Here is a 15,530-nt window from a genome sequence, read left to right on the forward strand (position 1 = left end):
CTCCCGTTTAGCAATCCTTTTGATCGCATTGCGGACTCCGCACCGGTCGCCCGCTTTCCGGCCTCCGACTTGCCGCCCCTATGCCGCGCCTTTCTCAAGGAGCATCTTCCGACTCTCACTGACGAAGCGCTGGTATCGCAACAATTCGCCGACACGGAGAGGATGCCGCAGACAAAGTTTGCAAAAGCGCCCCAATTTGGCGGCCGGACTTAAGGCGTCATACTCCTTCAAGGCGGCCCTGCGTATGACGAGATTCAATTCCTCTTGGGAGAGGCAGTCGTTCACCCCCATCTCCGACAAAACATATTCCCTTTGCTCCTCGGTGATGACACCCAGGGGTTGATTGCGGAACAGCTCGTATGCGTGCTGCTCGGTTGGATGCAATCTGTCATCGTCGTTTTCCGAATAAACACCACCGTGGTCGACATACTCCGGAGGATTGCCTGAAATGAAAAAGGGGATGCCCATCTCGACGGCATAAAAAACGTGTGTGCCTATGCCATTGGATGTGGCAAATCTATGCTTGCTCAGTATGTCGTAAAATGCCTCATGAAACAGCTTATCCGGAGTCAGTGCGGCGCAGACGACTTGAAAACCGTGACTGCGGTATACCTCATCCAAGTGATAATTGCGTATATCCTTGGGATGCAAACACACCGTTATCGGCTTAAGCTCAGACGGCAATGAGGATAATTCATCACAATACTGGGAAATATTGTACTCGGCCTTGATACTGTCGCAGGAGTGCGCGGGGAAAGCCACCGTTCCCTGAGCCTCTGGCGCAATGGTGATATTATTGTCTCTCCTGTAGTGAACAAATGGAGCGCCAACGATTTCACAGGGGACATCACTAAAGTTGTGCCAGTTGTCTTTATACCGCTTGTTCCACACGAGCATCAACGACTTTGACCGCTCAATGTCCCCAGGGTAAATTTTGAAGGGAAACCATCCATGCTGTACGTTGATCCCCTTCGTGAAGAAAGGCACCTCGGCGTGTGATTTTACCAAATCCCATATAGCGTATGGCCCTGCATCGTTATGCTCGATACCTAAATGATTTGTAAATTTGATATTGATACCAAAAATAGAAATAGTAATTGCACCATTTTCACGTGCAAGAAAACTCATGACACATTCTCCTCTGCTGGTATCCATCTACAAACACTTTTGTAGTATCTATTTTTTATCCAAAAGAGTTATTCCAAATATCCTAATTAGCTTTCCATTTTTTTTGAAATGGAACCTTATGATTGATTTTCTTATGGATTTTAATATAGATTCTTTTTTTCCGGTATATACAGAACAGGGGCGTTCTCTTCTTCCAAACTCATCTTACTCTCATATTCAAATGTAACAAAAGCCCCTGCCGTCAAATCGTTTGTAGGGATTTCAATTACCCTTTTATAGAACTGTTTCAACTTCGCATGCCACCATCTAGGGGGGTATACCGAGCAATGAGCATTTTCCCCATTCTTTAATAATTTCGTGGCCAATCTGCAGGAAATATTGAAATAGGCATCTTGCGAGAAGGAACTAACGGTTTGCAGAAAATCATCAATTTTTTCACCTGGAACATGCTCAATAACGTCCGTACATATAACCAAATCAACTTTGTCTTTCGGAAGTTCCCGGAAGGTTTGCATCCCAGGATCGTACCTATAAAAAACAATATCGGGAAATTCTTTTGCTAACGCATCCGACAAAAGGCCTTTCCCGCAACCATAATCCAAAACGGATGCTACTTTTTTATTCTTTATAATATCACATACTTCGTCAAAAAAAGCTAAGGAGCTTGTTCCGTAGCCTTTGCTTTCCGAATGCAACTCTTTATATTGCCTCAACATATCCACCCCTTATATTAAGTATTGTGGTCAGACCGGATCCGACAGTTCCGCCAGTTGGCGGATCATAATGTCGCTTCAGAGCAGCCCTTGGCAGTGCCGTGCCGAAGCGAACCAACGGCCTTGAGCAAATTCAATGGACTTGTAGCGATGCTCATATCCTCCAGCCGGAGTCTTGTCCAACGTCGACAACCTGCGTTCCCGCTAAGCGGTTACCGTGGTTGTTAGAACAGTTTGGCGGCGGATGCCCGGAACGGCCCCGCGCCGACGGCTCCAATCCCATAGGGATAGGCAAGGCTCCGGCCAAACTCCGTGAGTTCATCGCGGACTTGGCGCGCGTTCAATACAAATAAAAAGGGTCCCCGCAGTGGCGCGGGGCCCCTTTTTTTCGCCCGGGTCCGGCGTCCGGCAACGCTCATTGCCCGGGCGGTCCGCAGTCCACCGGCGGGCAGTAGTTCCTGAGCAGCACGGCCACGACCACGCCGCCCACCGCGATGAGGGCGGCTCCGGCCGTGAACACCCAGGAGACGCCCAGGGCGTCGAAGATGACCCCGGACAGGATGGGCGAGACGATCATGCCGAAGCTGTAGGCCGCGTCGGTCACGCTCATGAGCGAGGCCATGCCCATGGTCCGGCCGAGGTGGCCGGTGATGACCAGGCTGCCGGGCAGGATGAAGCCGGTGGACATGCCCATGAGGATATTCAAGGCGAGCAGCGGCCAGAAGTCCGAGCTGAAGGGCATGCAGAATACCGCCACGGCCACCCCGAACATGCCCAGGATGACCACGCGCTTGGGGTTGGTCCGGTCGGCCAGCCGCCCCACGGGCCGCTGCATCAGGGCGATGAGGAAGACGTTGGCGGACAGCAGGATGCCGAACCGGGAGCCGGACATGCCGATCTGGTGGGCGTAGATGGGCAGGAAGGTATAGACCGAGCCCTGGCCCGAGGCGCTGAAGAAGCGCATCAGCACGATGGCGAAGGCCGTGCGGTCGGCCAGGATCTGGCGGAAAGTGGCCGTTCCGGTCCGGCGGGTGATCGCCCCGCTCTCCCGGTCCGGGGGCACGAAGAAGACCACGAAGGCGGCCGTGCCCAGGGAGACCGCGCACAGGGCGTAGAAGGCGGCGGGCATGCCGAAGTGTTCCTGGATGACGCCGCCCAGGGTCGGGCCCACGCCCAGCCCGATCATGGCGGCCATGTTCAGGGTGCCCATGTAGGACCCGAGCTGCCCCTGGGGGGCGATGTCGGCGGCCAGGGCCATGGCGATGGGCACCACCAGCAGGGAGGTAAAACCGTGTGCCAGGCGGACCGCGATCAGGGCCTCGGCGGAGTGGGCCGCCAGGTAGGCGCAGGACACGGCCGCGTAGAGCACCAGCCCGATGAGGATGAACGACTTGCGCCCCATGCGGTCGGAAAAACGGCCGACAAAGGGTGCGCAGGCGGTGCGGGAGACGTTGAAGCTGGCGATGATCGTGCCGACGACGAAGCCGCCGACGCCCATCTGGGCGGCGAGAATCGGCAGGATGGGCCAGATGATGCCGAGCCCGACCATGGTCACGCCGATGGACACGGACAGGGAGAAGAGCACGGCGGCGGAGTTGGTTCGCATGTGGAATCGCATCATGCCCGTGGGCATGCGGCTTGGGGCGGGACGGGATGTCCCACGGAAGGCCTGCCTTACCACGCTCCGCCCGCCAGGAAAAGCGCTAGTTGGCCGGTCCGCGCGGGCGGACCGGCCGGACCTGTCGTAGCGGGAGAGGCCAACAAAAAGCTTGTGGGCCTCTCCCTTTTCATGTAAGTACCTCTTCCCGGTCTGTACCATCGGCTTAGGAGAACAACCCGTTACAACCCCGTTCTCCCGGGTCCGGCGGCCTGATCGCGCGACTACTATTATATAGTTGAATTGGGTTGACAGGCGGGCGCAATGCCCGTAAAGGTCCCCTTCTTGAGAATTTGTAAGGAGCATTTTTATGAAGACATATAGCCCGAAGCCGGAAGACGCGAACCGCGAGTGGTACGTCGTCGACGCCACGGACAAGATCCTGGGCCGCCTGGCCACCGAGATCACCACCCGTCTGCGCGGCAAGCACAAGCCTGAGTTCGCCCCCCACATGGACATGGGCGACTTCGTGGTGGTCATCAACGCCGAGAAGATCAAGGTCACCGGCCAGAAGATGGACGCCAAGATGTACTACAAGCACACCAACCATCCCGGCGGCCTGAAGGAAAAGACCCTCCGCCAGATGCTGGACATCAAGCCCGAAAACGTCATCACCGCCGCTGTCAAGGGCATGCTGCCCAAGAACAAGCTGGCCGCCCAGCAGCTGAAGAAGCTGAAGGTCTACGCCGGTCCCGAGCACCCGCACGCGGCCCAGGCTCCCAAAACTCTGGATTTCTAATCGGGGATTATCATGAGCGATTTCACCTACGCCACTGGCAAACGTAAGAATGCGATCTCCCGTACCCGCCTGTACGCCGGTACCGGTCAGATCACCGTCAACGGCCGTCCCTTCGAGGACTACTTCCCCCGCAAGACCCTGCAGATGGTTGTCCAGCAGCCCCTGAAGCTGGTCAAGATGCTCGACCGCTTCGACATCAAGGCCAACTGCTCCGGCGGCGGCGTGTCCGGACAGGCCGAGGCCCTGCGCCACGGCATCACCCGCGCACTCTGCGCCCTGGACCCGGAACTGCGTTCCGTGCTCAAGCCCGCTGGTCTCCTGACCCGCGACGCCCGCAAGAAAGAGCGCAAGAAGTACGGTCTCCGCGGCGCCCGCGCCTCCTTCCAGTTCTCCAAGCGTTAAGCCGAGACTGGGACACCAGACCACACAGGCCGGCACCGCAAGGTGTCGGCCTTTTCTCGTTGGAGCGCGGCGTTTCACGCGCAAAAGGCCCTGTCTTGCGTCGAACAGGGGAAAACTCCCATTCAATTCTTGCCCGGGCTCGCATTTGCCCCTAGGATACCTTCACTATGCCATCCAAGAAAAAACCGCAGCCGCGCATGCTCTTCGCCTCCCCTGACGGGGAAATCTTCGATCACCCCGATCTTCTGCTGATGGTCCGGCGCGGCGACGAGTTCGGCCTGCCCAGGCCGGACGAGATCATGCCCCTGCCCGACGAGTCCGAGTTCTTCATGCTGCCTGGACGCCACGCCATGGGATACAGCCAGGAGGATGGCCGGGCCGAGGTCATGGAGGAGCTGGCCGTGGCCGCCTTCGCCTGCCCGGCCCACACGGTCACCGGCGTGGCCGCCTATGAATCCGACGACGACGCCCCGGTCCTGCCCCTGCTCTCCTACGCGGCCATCGGCTACGCCAACGGCAAGTTCTGGGTCTGCGCCAAGAAAGTGGACGAGGACAAGCGCCAGGTCTTCACCCACGTCCCGCCCGACCGCATCGAGGCGGGCGCGCATGAACTGCTCTCCGAAATGCCCGAAAACCGGCTGGTCAACCATTTGGCCGGCTGCGCCCTGACCAGCGGCTGCCCGGCGGCCAAGAACCTGGCGCTGGGCCGGTTCGAATGCCCGCTGCCCACCTCCCAGGCGTGCAACGCCGAGTGCGTGGGCTGCATCTCCTACCAGCCCGAGGAATCCGGCTTCCCCTCCCCACAGTGCCGCATCTCGTTTCGGCCCACCGCGGACGAGATCGTCCAGATCATGCGCCGCCACGAGTCGCGCGAACGCCGCCCCATCTTCTCCTTCGGCCAGGGCTGCGAGGGCGAGCCCCTGCTCGAGGCCGAGCTGATCTGCGAGGCGATCACCCAGTACCGCCGCGAGGGCGGCCTGGGCACGGTCAACGTCAACACCAACGGCTCGCGCCACCAGGCCATGCCCGCGCTCAAGATCGCCGGGGTCAACTCCATCCGGGTCAGCCTGAACTCCGCGCGCAAGGCCCCCTACGAGGCCTACTACCGGCCCAAGGCCTACTCCTTCGAGGATGTGCGCGAGACCATCTGCAAGGCCCACGACGTCGGCCTGTTCGTGTCCCTCAACCTGCTCTTCTTCCCGGGCATCACCGACACCGAAGAGGAGTTCGACGCCCTGGTCGAACTGGGCGAGACCTGCCGCTACGACTTCATCCAGCTGCGCAACCTCAACCTCGACCCCGAACTCTACCTCAAACTCATGGAACCCTTCGGCCACTCCCCGTCCATGGGCTTCAACAACTTCAAAAAACGCCTCAAAAAAGCCCTCCCCTGGATCGAATACGGCTACTTTAACCCGTACCTGGGCTAGGAGGAAGAATGCCTCCGGCGGCCAGAGGGGGAACCTCTTGGAAAAGGTTCCCCCTCTGGACTCCCCCTCCAGAACTTTTTGTGTGCCTTCGGCAGAGCCGTGTGTCCGCACATTCCGGCCTTTCCCTCTTAGATTTTTCCAAGCCCCTCCCTTTGCTATTTGAACGCACAACATTCCGCGCACCCTCGCCCGCGCGAATGCGCATACACAAAGTTTAGGAAGGAAAGGGGGATGGGGGTCCGGGGGAAGGGGAAAAGGAAAGCCCTTTTCAAAGGGTTTCCTTTCCCCTTTCCCCCGGCCGCCGGAGGCGCGAAAAAAAGGGCCGCTCCTTGAGGAGCGGCCCTTTTTTTCGTGAACTATACAATCCCGGCTACGGGAAGACGACCTCGACCTGTTCGGCGGCTTCCTGGCGTGTGATGATTTCGCCGATGCGGTAGGCTTCGACGTCGTCGCGGGCGTCGAGGCGTTCAAAGGCCTCGTCGGCGTGTTCCGGGTCGACGATAAGGATGTAGCCGATGGAGCAATTGAAGATCTGGAGCATCTCGGGCCAGGACAGGTCGCCCTGGGCCTTGATCCATTCGAAGACCGGAAGCATGGGCCAGGAACCGAACTGAACCGAGGCGGCCACGTTTTCGGGCAGGACGCGGGGCACGTTGTCGTAGAACCCGCCGCCGGTAACGTGGACCATACCCTTGACGGGCAGGGCGTTGAGCAATTCGAGGACCGGCTTGACGTAGATCTTGGTCGGCTCGATGAGCACCTCGGCCACGGTCCTGTCCGTGCCGGGGAAGGTTTCGTCGTGGTCCAGTCCGGACTCGGCCAGGAGCTTGCGCACCAGGGACCAGCCGTTGGAGTGCACGCCCGAGGAGGCCAGACCGATGAGCACGTCGCCCGGGGCGATCTCCTTGCCGGTGACCAGCTTGGGGGTGTCGACCATGCCCACGGCAAAGCCGGACAGGTCGTATTCGCCGTCCGGGTAGAAGCCGGGCATCTCGGCAGTCTCGCCGCCGAGCAGGGCGCAGGCGGACTGGCGGCAGCCCTCGCACACACCGGAGACCACCTGGGCGGCCACGCCGGGTTCGAGCTTGCCGGTGGCGAAATAGTCGAGGAAGAAGAGCGGGGCCGCGCCCTGGACGAGCACGTCGTTGACCGACATGGCCACCAGGTCGATGCCCACGGTGTCGTGGCGGTCGAACAGGAAGGCGAGCTTGAGCTTAGTGCCCACGCCGTCGGTCCCGGCCACCAGCATGGGGGCCTCCATGCCCGCGATTTCGGGCTTGAACAGGCCGCCGAAGCCGCCGATGTCCGTGGCCACGCCGGGCGTGAAGGTGGACTTGACCATGTCCTTGATGCGGCGGACGAATTCGTTGCCCGCCTCAATGTCCACACCGGCTTCGGTGTATGCCTGGGATCGCTTGGCGCTCTCGCTCATGGGTCTCTCCTGGTTGGCTTTGGTCGCTTATAGATGGAAGGCGGGCCAAGTTCAAGCAACAAGTGAGCGGCCCGCCATTTGCATTGCCAAGGGAGTATCCGGTACCTATAGTATAGGAATGTGGCGGTATCGTAATGCCAAGGAGGAAACCATGCGCCATTTCAGCGTCCTAGCCGTCCTGATGCTGGCCGTTGTCCTTTTGACGCCGACCATGGGCCCGGCCCAGAACAAGTTCAAGAACGAGGACACGGCCAAGGACCGGCAGACCAACACCTTCGGCACCCGGCCCGTGGAGGGCGAGGAGCCGGTGACCACCTTCGGCACCAACCAGCGGGGCGACACGACCATCGACTCGCACCAGCCCAAGCAGGAAGAGGTGGACTGGTACGACAAGGTGATCATCGCCGTGGACCCGGACGTGTCCTGGCCGAACAAGAAGTCCAGCTCCTCCACGACCACGACCACGGACGGCGTGAACACCTCCACATCCACGACGACCACCACGACCACGCAGGAATGACCGGGGCCGCCCGGCGGTCCGGCCCTTTGCAGCAAATCTTCCGGGAGGTTCGATCATGATCGAGGCGAGACTCTGGAAACCGCTCAGGGACGGGGTGGTGCAATGCCGCCTGTGCAGCCACTACTGCACGGTCAAGCCGGGCGAGCGCGGCCAGTGCGGCGTGCGCGAGAACCGCGGCGGCGCGCTGTTTTCCCTGAACTACGGCAAGGTGGCGGCCGTCAACCTCGACCCGGTGGAGAAGAAGCCGCTCTACCACTTCCAGCCGGGGACCATGACCTTTTCCCTTGCCACCATGGGCTGCAACCTGGCCTGCACCTTCTGCCAGAACTGGTCCCTGTCCCAACCGCCGCGCGACGGCGCGCCCATCCGGGGGCAGGAAGCCACGCCCGGGGAGCTGGCGGCCGAGGCCGTGCGCCTGGGGGCCGCGTCCATCTCCTACACCTATTCGGAGCCGACCATCTTCTTCGAGCTGATGCAGGACACGGCCCGGCTGGCCCACGAGGCCGGGCTGAAGAACATCATGGTCTCCAACGGGTTCATGAGCGGCGAGTGCCTGGACGCGCTCGGGGCCGACATCGACGCCATCAACGTGGACCTCAAGTGTTTCACCGAGGAGTTCTACAAGGACGTCTCGGGCGCGCGGCTTCAGCCCGTGCTGGAAAACCTGAAAAGAATCAAGCACGAGCTGAAGTGGTGGCTCGAGGTGACCACCCTGCTCATCCCGGGCAGGAACGACTCGCCCGGGGAGCTGGACCGGCTGACCGACTTTTTGGCCAACGAGATCGGCACGGACACGCCGTGGCACATCTCCCGGTTCCATCCCGACTACCGGATGACCGACGCCCCGCCCACGCCCGGCGGCTCGCTGGACACGGCCTACGCCATGGGCAAGGCCAAGGGGCTTGAGTACGTGTACATCGGCAACATGCCCGGCTCCAACAGGCAGGATACGATCTGCCCTGGTTGCGGCAAGGAGCTGATCACCCGCTCCGGCTTCTCGGCCCGGGTGCGGGGCATCGAGAACGGCAAATGCCGGGCCTGCGGCCGGACCATCCACGGGGTCGACCTCGGTTGACGGCTTGCAAACGGACCGCTTTTTCAGTAGGTATGCACACCTTGCGCAAGCAGCCACTGGCAGCGAGCCTGGTCAGGTGATCGAGGATTTCTCCTGGCAAGGCGCAAGAATGATTCAGGACCGCCGCGTATCTTAATACGCAAGGGTCTGAATCTTTCGCGGCAACGCGGCCAGGGGGAATCCTCGATCACCTGACGGAGTGTGGCGCAGACTGGTAGCGCGCCTGCTTTGGGAGCAGGATGCCGGGGGTTCAAATCCCTCCACTCCGACCAGCCGACACAGGCCCCGGACTTCGGTCCGGGGCCTTTTTTCCCATCTTGCCATTCACCCCCATTCAGCATTATCGTGTAATGTATGAAGTACCTTCTCATCCTCGCCGTGGCGGTCCTGGCGGCCCTGTTCGGGCTGGCGCGCATGTCCGCAAGGACACCGGACCGGATCGGGCCGGTGGACGGAAGGCTCATGAGCTGCCCGGGCCCGGACAACTGCGTGTCGTCCGAGGCCGAAAACCCGGACCGGCGGATCGCGCCCCTGGCCGCAAGCGGGCCGGTGGACGATGTCATGAACCGGCTGGCCGAGGCCGTCGGGTACATGGACGGAGAGGTGGTCCAGGTGCGCGGCAACTACCTGCGCGCCGTGTTCACCAGCCGGTTGTGGCGGTTCCGGGATGACCTGGAGTGTCTGTACGACCAGGCGGCGGGGCGCATCGAGGTGCGTTCCGCGTCCCGGGTCGGCTACTCGGATTTCGGGGTCAACCGCAAGCGGGTGGAACGGCTGCGGGAGATGCTGGCCGGACGGTAGACAGCTTTTCCGGACGCGAAAAACCGGCTATGGAGGCGCATATGCAGATTGAATGGCACGAATCCCACTCGGTGGGCGTTCCCTCCATCGACGAGCAGCACAAGCGGCTCATGGCCCTGACCAACCGGCTCTTCCAGGCCATCATGGACGAGGCCGGCGAAACGGCCCTGGAAGGCATCCTCAACGAACTGGCCGACTACGCCGCCTACCATTTCACCCACGAGGAGGAGCTGCTGCGCATGCACGGCTATCCCGAGGACCTCCTCGAAGAACACCGGGCCGAGCACAAGGCCCTGACCGACGAGGTCTACCGGTACATTGCCCGGTACCGGGAAGATTCCGCCAACCTGGACCTGTCGGTCTACGTCTTCCTGCGCGACTGGACCACAGAGCACATGAGCCGGTCCGATTCCAGGTACTCGGACTTTCTTATGGCCCACAACGCCAAATAGCCTTTTCCCCGATTCACCGCGCGCGGCCCGCGCCTTGGGCCGGTCCCGAATTGACGTCGTCACACCCCTCCGGCTACGGTCGAGGGGCCTGTCTTTGGGGATCCGCGAATACCAAGGAGCGACCATGTACTGTCTCTACGCATTCAACGGCGAACTGATGTGTTTCGTGCACGTCCTGCTCAACGCGCTGGACATGAAGGAAAAGGGCAAGGAGGCGATCATCGTCTTCGAGGGCATGGCCGTGAAGCTCGTGCCCGAACTGGAGAAACCCGACAACCCCTTCCACGTCCTCTACCAAAAGGCCAAGGATGCAGGGCTGATCGCGGGCGCGTGCAAGGCGTGCTCGTCCAAGCTCGGCGTGCTCGACGCGGTCAAGTCGGCAAACCTGCCCCTGCTCGACGACATGTCCGGCCATCCGTCCATGGCCGCTTACATGGACAAGGGATACACCATCCTGACCTTCTAGCCGACCGGTCCGCGCGTGCGGCGGGAGGGCCTGCCGCACGCGCGGAATCCCAAACGTTGTTTTTTCGGCGATTTTTCAAAAAAACAGGTAAAAACTTCACCAATTTCCCCGAAAAATCGAATTTTACCCGGCAAAATGCGGCCTCAAATGTGGACAGACCGGGGAATTTGGCTTACAGACAACTCGCTTTTGTACAGTTATCCGTTCGCGGACTAAGGGAAGGGGCGCCCGAAAGGGGTCCCGTTCTCTTTTTCCGCTCCAGGGCACAGGGGCGCGCCGCCCCTCCGGCCCGAACGGCAGCCGCGCCGCGTCCGCGCGGCCCACGCTAAAAAACGCAGGTGAAATATGGCTCAACGTGAACAATGGGGCTCCCGCACAGGCTTTGTCCTGGCCGCGGTCGGATCCGCCATCGGTCTGGGGAACATCTGGCGCTTCCCCTACATGGCCTACGAGAACGGCGGCGGCGCCTTTCTCATCCCGTACATCTTCGCCCTGCTGACCGCAGGCATCCCCTTCATGATCCTCGAATTCGGCATGGGCCAGAAGTTCCGGGGCTCCGCGCCCAAGGTCTTCCGCGCCCTCGGCGGGAAATGGGAGTGGCTCGGCTGGATGCAGGTCGTCGTCGCCCTGGTCATCTCCATCTACTACGTGGCCGTCATCGGCTGGACCATCAACTACACCGGGTTCGCCCTGAACCAGACCTGGGGGGCCGATCCCAAGGCGTTCTTCTTCGGCGACTACCTCGGTCTGAGCTCGTCGCCGCTGGCCCTGGGCGGCATCCGCTGGCCCATCCTGGCCGCGTGCACCCTGGCCTGGGCCGTCACCTGGCTGGCCATCACCTCGGGCGTGCGCAAGGGCATCGAGCGGGCCTGCAAGATCCTCATCCCCCTGCTCTTCGTCCTGGTTCTGGTGCTCATCGCCCGCGTGGTCAACCTGCCCGGGGCCATGACCGGCCTGAACTACCTGTTCCACCCCGACTTCTCCAAGCTGGCCGACTTCACGGTCTGGGCCGACGCCTACGGCCAGATATTCTTCTCCCTGTCCATCGGCTTCTCCATCATGCTGGCCTACTCCAGCTACCTGCCCAAGGACTCGGACATCAACAACAACGCGGCCATGACCGTGTTCATCAACTGCGGCTTCTCCCTGCTCGCGGGCATCATGATCTTCTCCGTGCTCGGCAACATGGCCCACGCCACCGGGCAGGAAGTGTCCGACGTGGCCGGCGCGGGCGTGGGGCTGGCCTTCATCACCATCCCGGCGGCCATCAACACCATGCCCGCCCCCGCGTTCGTGGGCACCCTGTTCTTCCTCTGCCTGACCATGGCCGGGGTCAGCTCGCACATCTCCATCGTCGAGGCCGTCAGCTCGTCCTTCATCGACAAATTCGGCCTGAGCCGCAAGCGGACCGCCACCATGGTCTGCGGCTTCGGCTTCCTCATGACCCTGGTCTTCACCACCGGCGGCGGGCTGCTCATCCTCGACATCGTCGACCACTTCGTCAACAACCTGTGCATCCTCGGCCTGGCCCTGGCCGAAATCCTGCTCATGAGCTACATAGTCGGCCTCGACGATCTGAACGCGCACGTCAACGCGGTCTCGGACTTCAAGGTCGGCCTCGCCTGGCGGCTCTGCCTCAAGCTCGTCACCGTGGCCGTGCTCGGCTACACCTTCGTCATGAACATCGTCACCGACCTGGGCACCCCCTACGGCGGCTACGCCCAGTCCGACCTCGCCCTGCTCGGCTGGTCCCTGCTGCCCGTGGCCTTTGTCCTCGCCCTGGTCGTGAGCCGCCGCCAGGCCAGCTACGGCTTCGTCCGCCAAAACTAAGGAGACACCATGACCACTTCCGCCATCATCATGCTCTGCGTCGGCCTCGGCGTCACCTGGGGCGGCGCGATCTACTGCATCCGCCTGGCCATCAACAGCAAACGCCACTAGACGGCGTTACGTTCGCACTGAAAAGAGGGCGGCATCTGCGATGCCGCCCTCTTTTTTACCTCCGACGGCCGGGGGAAGGGGGAAAGGGAACTCTTTGAAAAGGGCTTCCCTTTCCCCCTTCCCCCGGCCCCCCATCCCCCTTTCCCTCCTAAACTTTTTGGTGCCGCTTCGCGGGGGTGTGCACCCTCGTATCCTCCTGGGTACAGGGCGAGCGGCATATTGACAATCGGGGGGCGGCGCGGGTAGATAATGCTTCTGCTCTGGCGTAAAAGGGTCCTTTTGTGCGTATCACTGCATTCCCTTCGGCTTCCGGCCCTCTGTCCGGCGTTTTGCGCCGTCCGTGGAGCTGTCCATGTACCTGAAGCGATATCTTTTCACCCTGGTCATCTACTACCTGCCCTACGCCCTGCTGGTGCGCTGGGTGGACGGCAACGGCGCGCAGCCGGGCGAGGCCCACGCCGTGGCCCATACCATCATGGGTCTGCTCTACGCCGTCATGAGCCTGAACCTGGTGGTCTTCAGGCCCCAGGCGCGGTTCGCCTTCGAGTCCTGGACGCACCGGACCCTGCGCTGGCTCATGTACCTGACCCTGTACATCGGGCTGGTCCTGCTGCCCGCCTTGCTCCTGCTGTCCCATGATTCCGGGATGTTCCGCATAATTCTGCCGGTGCCTGCCCTGCTCTTCCTGGGCATGCTCTTTTCGCCCGTGGAAAAGGAGGACCCGGACGAACGGGAAGTGAAAAAAGTCCTGGCCGACGACGGCCCCAGGCGGTGGCTGACCTATTACGGGTTATATCTGGCCGTGCCCTTTGCCGGAGGGCTGCTCATCGCCATGCTGGTCCCCGAGCCGTTCACCCTGCGGGCGCTGACCCTGTTCTCCCTGTCCGTGGTGGGTATGGCCCTGTGGATGCTCTACCGGCTGACCGTGGCCCGGCCCAACATCCGGTTCGCCTCCCTGACGCGCGGCCAGCGCTGGAAGCGGTTCTGGATCCACGCAGCCCTGTACCTGGCCCTAATCTTCGTCCTGCCCCGCGCGCTCGAAATCCTGTTCGGCCACGGCCCGGCCATGGACACATGGCTCATGCTCCCGCTCCTGGCCTCGGCCGCCTACGGCCCGGACATGCTCAACGCCGCGCTCCGCATCCGCCCCAAAAAACCAAAACTCCGCCCGGAAACAGAAGACGAACGCCTGTAACGCCGCATGCGGGAATTCCGCGCCCAACACCCCCTCACCCCGGACCGCTAGACACAAAAAAAGCGTCGGGGATTCCGACGCCATCCGACTCCCACAACGCCCAAAAGCGTCAGCAGCGTAGCGCCCTGACGCCCCCCTCGCCCCCCAAAGCGTCGGCAGCGCAGCGCCCCGACGCTCTTCCCCCCGCACAGAGGCTTTCGAGAGTGGTGTGGCAGTGCATTTTTCGAGGGCGTGGCTGACCGCAGCGTAGTCCCCCTACGTGAGGATCAGCCGCGCCCTCGGAAAATGTGCTGACACGCCGCTATCGGAAGCCGCCGCGCCAACTACACGTAGCAGTACATGACCACGTAGTGACAGGCGCTGCCGCCGATGACGAAGAGGTGGAATATCTCGTGGAAGCCGAAACGCCTGGGGAGCGGGTCGGGCCACTTCACGGCGTAGATGACCGCGCCCAGGGAATAGGCCAGCCCCCCGGCCACGAGCCAGGCCAGTGAGGCGGCGGACATGGCCTGGACCAGCGGGTAGATGCCCACCAGGACGAGCCAGCCCATGGCCAGGTAGATGCCCGTGGACAGCCAGCGCGGGGCCGTGATCCAGAAGACCTTCATGACGATGCCGCCGATGGCGATTCCCCAGACCACCCCGAACAGGGACCAGCCCCAGGGGCCGCGCAGAGGGATGAGGCAGATGGGCGTGTAGGTGGCCGCGATATAGAAGAAGATCATGGAATGGTCCACCCGGCGCAGGAGGCTGACGCCCCGCTCGCTCACGGGCAGCCAGTGATACAGGGTGGAGGCGGTGTAGAGCAGGATCATGCCCCCGCCGAAGACGGAGAAGGCGACGATGTGCCACGGCAGGGCCGGGCTGGCCGCGCGGACGATGAGCAGGACCGTGCCGAGCACGGCCAGGGCCGCCGCGATGCAATGGGTCAATCCGCTGACCGGGTCACGAAGCGATAGGATCATGAGAGCTCCCTGGCATTGATGCCGACTCAACTGTCGCACAGTTGCCGGAAGCAAACAAGCGTTTGACGGCGGACTTTCCGTGACGGCCGGGCGGGCGAAGGGACACCGGGCATGGGTCGCGCCGGATCAGAATCCGCCCCGGCTCCACGGTTCGATGTCCGAACTCGAACACTGCTCGGCGTCGTCGATCAGGTCGGCCAGGGTAAAGGTGTTCAGCCGGGCGTACATGGCGTCGGCGGCCTCCTGCCACAACCGGCGGGTCAGGCACTCCCTGATGCGGGCGCACCCCTTGTCGCCGGACCGGCACTCCACCAGGGAGCCGTCGCCCTCAAGCGCGTGGACCACCTCGCCGATGGGGATCTCGGCCGCGGGCTTGGCCAGGGAATGGCCGCCCCGGGGGCCGCGCTTGGACTTGACGAAACCCACGTCCTTGAGCTTGCGGATCAGCTTTTCCAGGTACTTGGCCGAGACGCCCTGGCGGTCGGCGATGTCCTGGATGCGCACCGGCCCCTCCTTCCCATGCTGGGCGATGTCGAGCATCATGCGCGTGCCGTAGCGGCTGCGTGTGGTCAGTTTCATGAACGACTCCTTTCTGATTACTATCTAGATACCCG

The 15,530-nt window shown here is 61.9% G+C and carries 17 protein-coding genes and 1 tRNA gene; 12 read left to right on the forward strand and 6 right to left on the reverse strand.

Translation table 11 applies throughout. The features are described from left to right. Positions 1-78: 78 nt before the first annotated feature. The 3 genes from BerOc1_RS05745 to BerOc1_RS05755 all read right to left on the reverse strand — a co-directional run bounded on the left by BerOc1_RS05745 (position 79) and on the right by BerOc1_RS05755 (position 3,447). Positions 79-1,128 carry a hypothetical protein gene (locus BerOc1_RS05745; RefSeq protein WP_071544786.1) on the reverse strand — a complete coding sequence of 350 codons (1,050 nt, stop codon included), beginning with the start codon at positions 1,126-1,128 and terminating at the stop codon, positions 79-81. Between the two features lie 140 nt (positions 1,129-1,268). Then, positions 1,269-1,844 carry a methyltransferase domain-containing protein gene (locus BerOc1_RS05750; protein ID WP_071544787.1) on the reverse strand — a complete coding sequence of 192 codons (576 nt, stop codon included), beginning with the start codon at positions 1,842-1,844 and terminating at the stop codon, positions 1,269-1,271. 412 nt (positions 1,845-2,256) lie between these two features. Further along, positions 2,257-3,447 carry an MFS transporter gene (locus BerOc1_RS05755; RefSeq protein ID WP_242652877.1) on the reverse strand — a complete coding sequence of 397 codons (1,191 nt, stop codon included), beginning with the start codon at positions 3,445-3,447 and terminating at the stop codon, positions 2,257-2,259. 361 nt (positions 3,448-3,808) lie between these two features. Between BerOc1_RS05755 and rplM the strand changes: the two genes are divergently transcribed. From rplM to BerOc1_RS05770, 3 genes are all read left to right on the forward strand, one after another. Continuing rightward, positions 3,809-4,237: a 50S ribosomal protein L13 gene (rplM, locus tag BerOc1_RS05760; RefSeq protein ID WP_071544788.1), complete on the forward strand. Its 429-nt coding sequence runs from the start codon at positions 3,809-3,811 to the stop codon at positions 4,235-4,237. 12 nt (positions 4,238-4,249) lie between these two features. Beyond that, positions 4,250-4,639 (forward strand): 30S ribosomal protein S9, encoded by a 390-nt coding sequence (gene rpsI, locus BerOc1_RS05765; protein WP_071544789.1) that lies wholly within the window; start codon positions 4,250-4,252, stop codon positions 4,637-4,639. A gap of 167 nt (positions 4,640-4,806) precedes the next feature. Continuing rightward, entirely contained in the window at positions 4,807-6,069 is a 1,263-nt protein-coding gene (locus BerOc1_RS05770; RefSeq protein WP_071544790.1) for a radical SAM family protein, read from the forward strand. Between the two features lie 370 nt (positions 6,070-6,439). On the opposite strand, the gene purM is transcribed toward BerOc1_RS05770, so the two are convergent. Next, the gene (gene purM / locus BerOc1_RS05775; RefSeq protein WP_071544791.1) at positions 6,440-7,501 is read right to left on the reverse strand and encodes a phosphoribosylformylglycinamidine cyclo-ligase; all 1,062 of its coding nucleotides are present in this window, start codon (positions 7,499-7,501) and stop codon (positions 6,440-6,442) included. A gap of 151 nt (positions 7,502-7,652) precedes the next feature. On the opposite strand from purM, the gene BerOc1_RS05780 reads away from it, so the two are divergent. The 9 genes from BerOc1_RS05780 (at position 7,653) to BerOc1_RS18800 (ending at position 13,951) form a co-directional block, all read left to right on the forward strand. Continuing rightward, positions 7,653-8,021 (forward strand): hypothetical protein, encoded by a 369-nt coding sequence (locus BerOc1_RS05780; RefSeq protein ID WP_071544792.1) that lies wholly within the window; start codon positions 7,653-7,655, stop codon positions 8,019-8,021. A gap of 55 nt (positions 8,022-8,076) precedes the next feature. After that, a complete protein-coding gene (amrS, locus tag BerOc1_RS05785; RefSeq protein ID WP_071544793.1) occupies positions 8,077-9,096 on the forward strand; it encodes an AmmeMemoRadiSam system radical SAM enzyme in 1,020 nt (339 codons plus the stop codon). A gap of 195 nt (positions 9,097-9,291) precedes the next feature. Next, positions 9,292-9,368 (forward strand) — tRNA-Pro (locus BerOc1_RS05790). A gap of 82 nt (positions 9,369-9,450) precedes the next feature. Continuing rightward, complete coding sequence (locus BerOc1_RS05795; protein WP_071544794.1) at positions 9,451-9,897, forward strand: DUF1499 domain-containing protein; 447 nt, start codon at positions 9,451-9,453, stop codon at positions 9,895-9,897. Between the two features lie 41 nt (positions 9,898-9,938). After that, positions 9,939-10,349: a bacteriohemerythrin gene (locus BerOc1_RS05800; RefSeq protein ID WP_071544795.1), complete on the forward strand. Its 411-nt coding sequence runs from the start codon at positions 9,939-9,941 to the stop codon at positions 10,347-10,349. A 124-nt stretch (positions 10,350-10,473) separates the two neighbouring features. Next, the gene (locus BerOc1_RS05805) at positions 10,474-10,815 is read left to right on the forward strand and encodes a DsrE family protein (RefSeq protein ID WP_071544796.1); all 342 of its coding nucleotides are present in this window, start codon (positions 10,474-10,476) and stop codon (positions 10,813-10,815) included. Between the two features lie 345 nt (positions 10,816-11,160). After that, complete coding sequence (locus BerOc1_RS05810; protein ID WP_071544797.1) at positions 11,161-12,645, forward strand: sodium-dependent transporter; 1,485 nt, start codon at positions 11,161-11,163, stop codon at positions 12,643-12,645. 9 nt (positions 12,646-12,654) lie between these two features. Next, positions 12,655-12,756 carry a MetS family NSS transporter small subunit gene (locus BerOc1_RS18795; protein ID WP_129586492.1) on the forward strand — a complete coding sequence of 34 codons (102 nt, stop codon included), beginning with the start codon at positions 12,655-12,657 and terminating at the stop codon, positions 12,754-12,756. 352 nt (positions 12,757-13,108) lie between these two features. Then, on the forward strand, positions 13,109-13,951 hold the full coding sequence (locus tag BerOc1_RS18800) for a hypothetical protein (RefSeq protein WP_071544798.1): 843 nt from the start codon (positions 13,109-13,111) through the stop codon (positions 13,949-13,951). A gap of 323 nt (positions 13,952-14,274) precedes the next feature. On the opposite strand, the gene trhA is transcribed toward BerOc1_RS18800, so the two are convergent. Beyond that, positions 14,275-14,916 (reverse strand): PAQR family membrane homeostasis protein TrhA, encoded by a 642-nt coding sequence (gene trhA / locus BerOc1_RS05820; protein WP_071544799.1) that lies wholly within the window; start codon positions 14,914-14,916, stop codon positions 14,275-14,277. Between the two features lie 126 nt (positions 14,917-15,042). After that, a complete protein-coding gene (locus tag BerOc1_RS05825; RefSeq protein ID WP_071544800.1) occupies positions 15,043-15,495 on the reverse strand; it encodes an RrF2 family transcriptional regulator in 453 nt (150 codons plus the stop codon). Positions 15,496-15,530 lie beyond the last annotated feature (35 nt).

It is taken from the genome of Pseudodesulfovibrio hydrargyri, from assembly GCF_001874525.1.
Classification (GTDB): domain Bacteria; phylum Desulfobacterota; class Desulfovibrionia; order Desulfovibrionales; family Desulfovibrionaceae; genus Pseudodesulfovibrio; species Pseudodesulfovibrio hydrargyri.

What these genes read in the sequence shown, in the direction of transcription:
- BerOc1_RS05745 (WP_071544786.1), bottom strand. Translation starts at nt 1,128, where the DNA reads ATGAGTTTTCTTGCACGTGAAAATGGTGCAATTACTATTTCTATTTTT.
- BerOc1_RS05750 (WP_071544787.1), bottom strand. Translation starts at nt 1,844, where the DNA reads ATGTTGAGGCAATATAAAGAGTTGCATTCGGAAAGCAAAGGCTACGGA.
- BerOc1_RS05755 (WP_242652877.1), bottom strand. Translation starts at nt 3,447, where the DNA reads ATGCGAACCAACTCCGCCGCCGTGCTCTTCTCCCTGTCCGTGTCCATC.
- rplM (WP_071544788.1), top strand. Translation starts at nt 3,809, where the DNA reads ATGAAGACATATAGCCCGAAGCCGGAAGACGCGAACCGCGAGTGGTAC.
- rpsI (WP_071544789.1), top strand. Translation starts at nt 4,250, where the DNA reads ATGAGCGATTTCACCTACGCCACTGGCAAACGTAAGAATGCGATCTCC.
- BerOc1_RS05770 (WP_071544790.1), top strand. Translation starts at nt 4,807, where the DNA reads ATGCCATCCAAGAAAAAACCGCAGCCGCGCATGCTCTTCGCCTCCCCT.
- purM (WP_071544791.1), bottom strand. Translation starts at nt 7,501, where the DNA reads ATGAGCGAGAGCGCCAAGCGATCCCAGGCATACACCGAAGCCGGTGTG.
- BerOc1_RS05780 (WP_071544792.1), top strand. Translation starts at nt 7,653, where the DNA reads ATGCGCCATTTCAGCGTCCTAGCCGTCCTGATGCTGGCCGTTGTCCTT.
- amrS (WP_071544793.1), top strand. Translation starts at nt 8,077, where the DNA reads ATGATCGAGGCGAGACTCTGGAAACCGCTCAGGGACGGGGTGGTGCAA.
- BerOc1_RS05795 (WP_071544794.1), top strand. Translation starts at nt 9,451, where the DNA reads ATGAAGTACCTTCTCATCCTCGCCGTGGCGGTCCTGGCGGCCCTGTTC.
- BerOc1_RS05800 (WP_071544795.1), top strand. Translation starts at nt 9,939, where the DNA reads ATGCAGATTGAATGGCACGAATCCCACTCGGTGGGCGTTCCCTCCATC.
- BerOc1_RS05805 (WP_071544796.1), top strand. Translation starts at nt 10,474, where the DNA reads ATGTACTGTCTCTACGCATTCAACGGCGAACTGATGTGTTTCGTGCAC.
- BerOc1_RS05810 (WP_071544797.1), top strand. Translation starts at nt 11,161, where the DNA reads ATGGCTCAACGTGAACAATGGGGCTCCCGCACAGGCTTTGTCCTGGCC.
- BerOc1_RS18795 (WP_129586492.1), top strand. Translation starts at nt 12,655, where the DNA reads ATGACCACTTCCGCCATCATCATGCTCTGCGTCGGCCTCGGCGTCACC.
- BerOc1_RS18800 (WP_071544798.1), top strand. Translation starts at nt 13,109, where the DNA reads ATGTACCTGAAGCGATATCTTTTCACCCTGGTCATCTACTACCTGCCC.
- trhA (WP_071544799.1), bottom strand. Translation starts at nt 14,916, where the DNA reads ATGATCCTATCGCTTCGTGACCCGGTCAGCGGATTGACCCATTGCATC.
- BerOc1_RS05825 (WP_071544800.1), bottom strand. Translation starts at nt 15,495, where the DNA reads ATGAAACTGACCACACGCAGCCGCTACGGCACGCGCATGATGCTCGAC.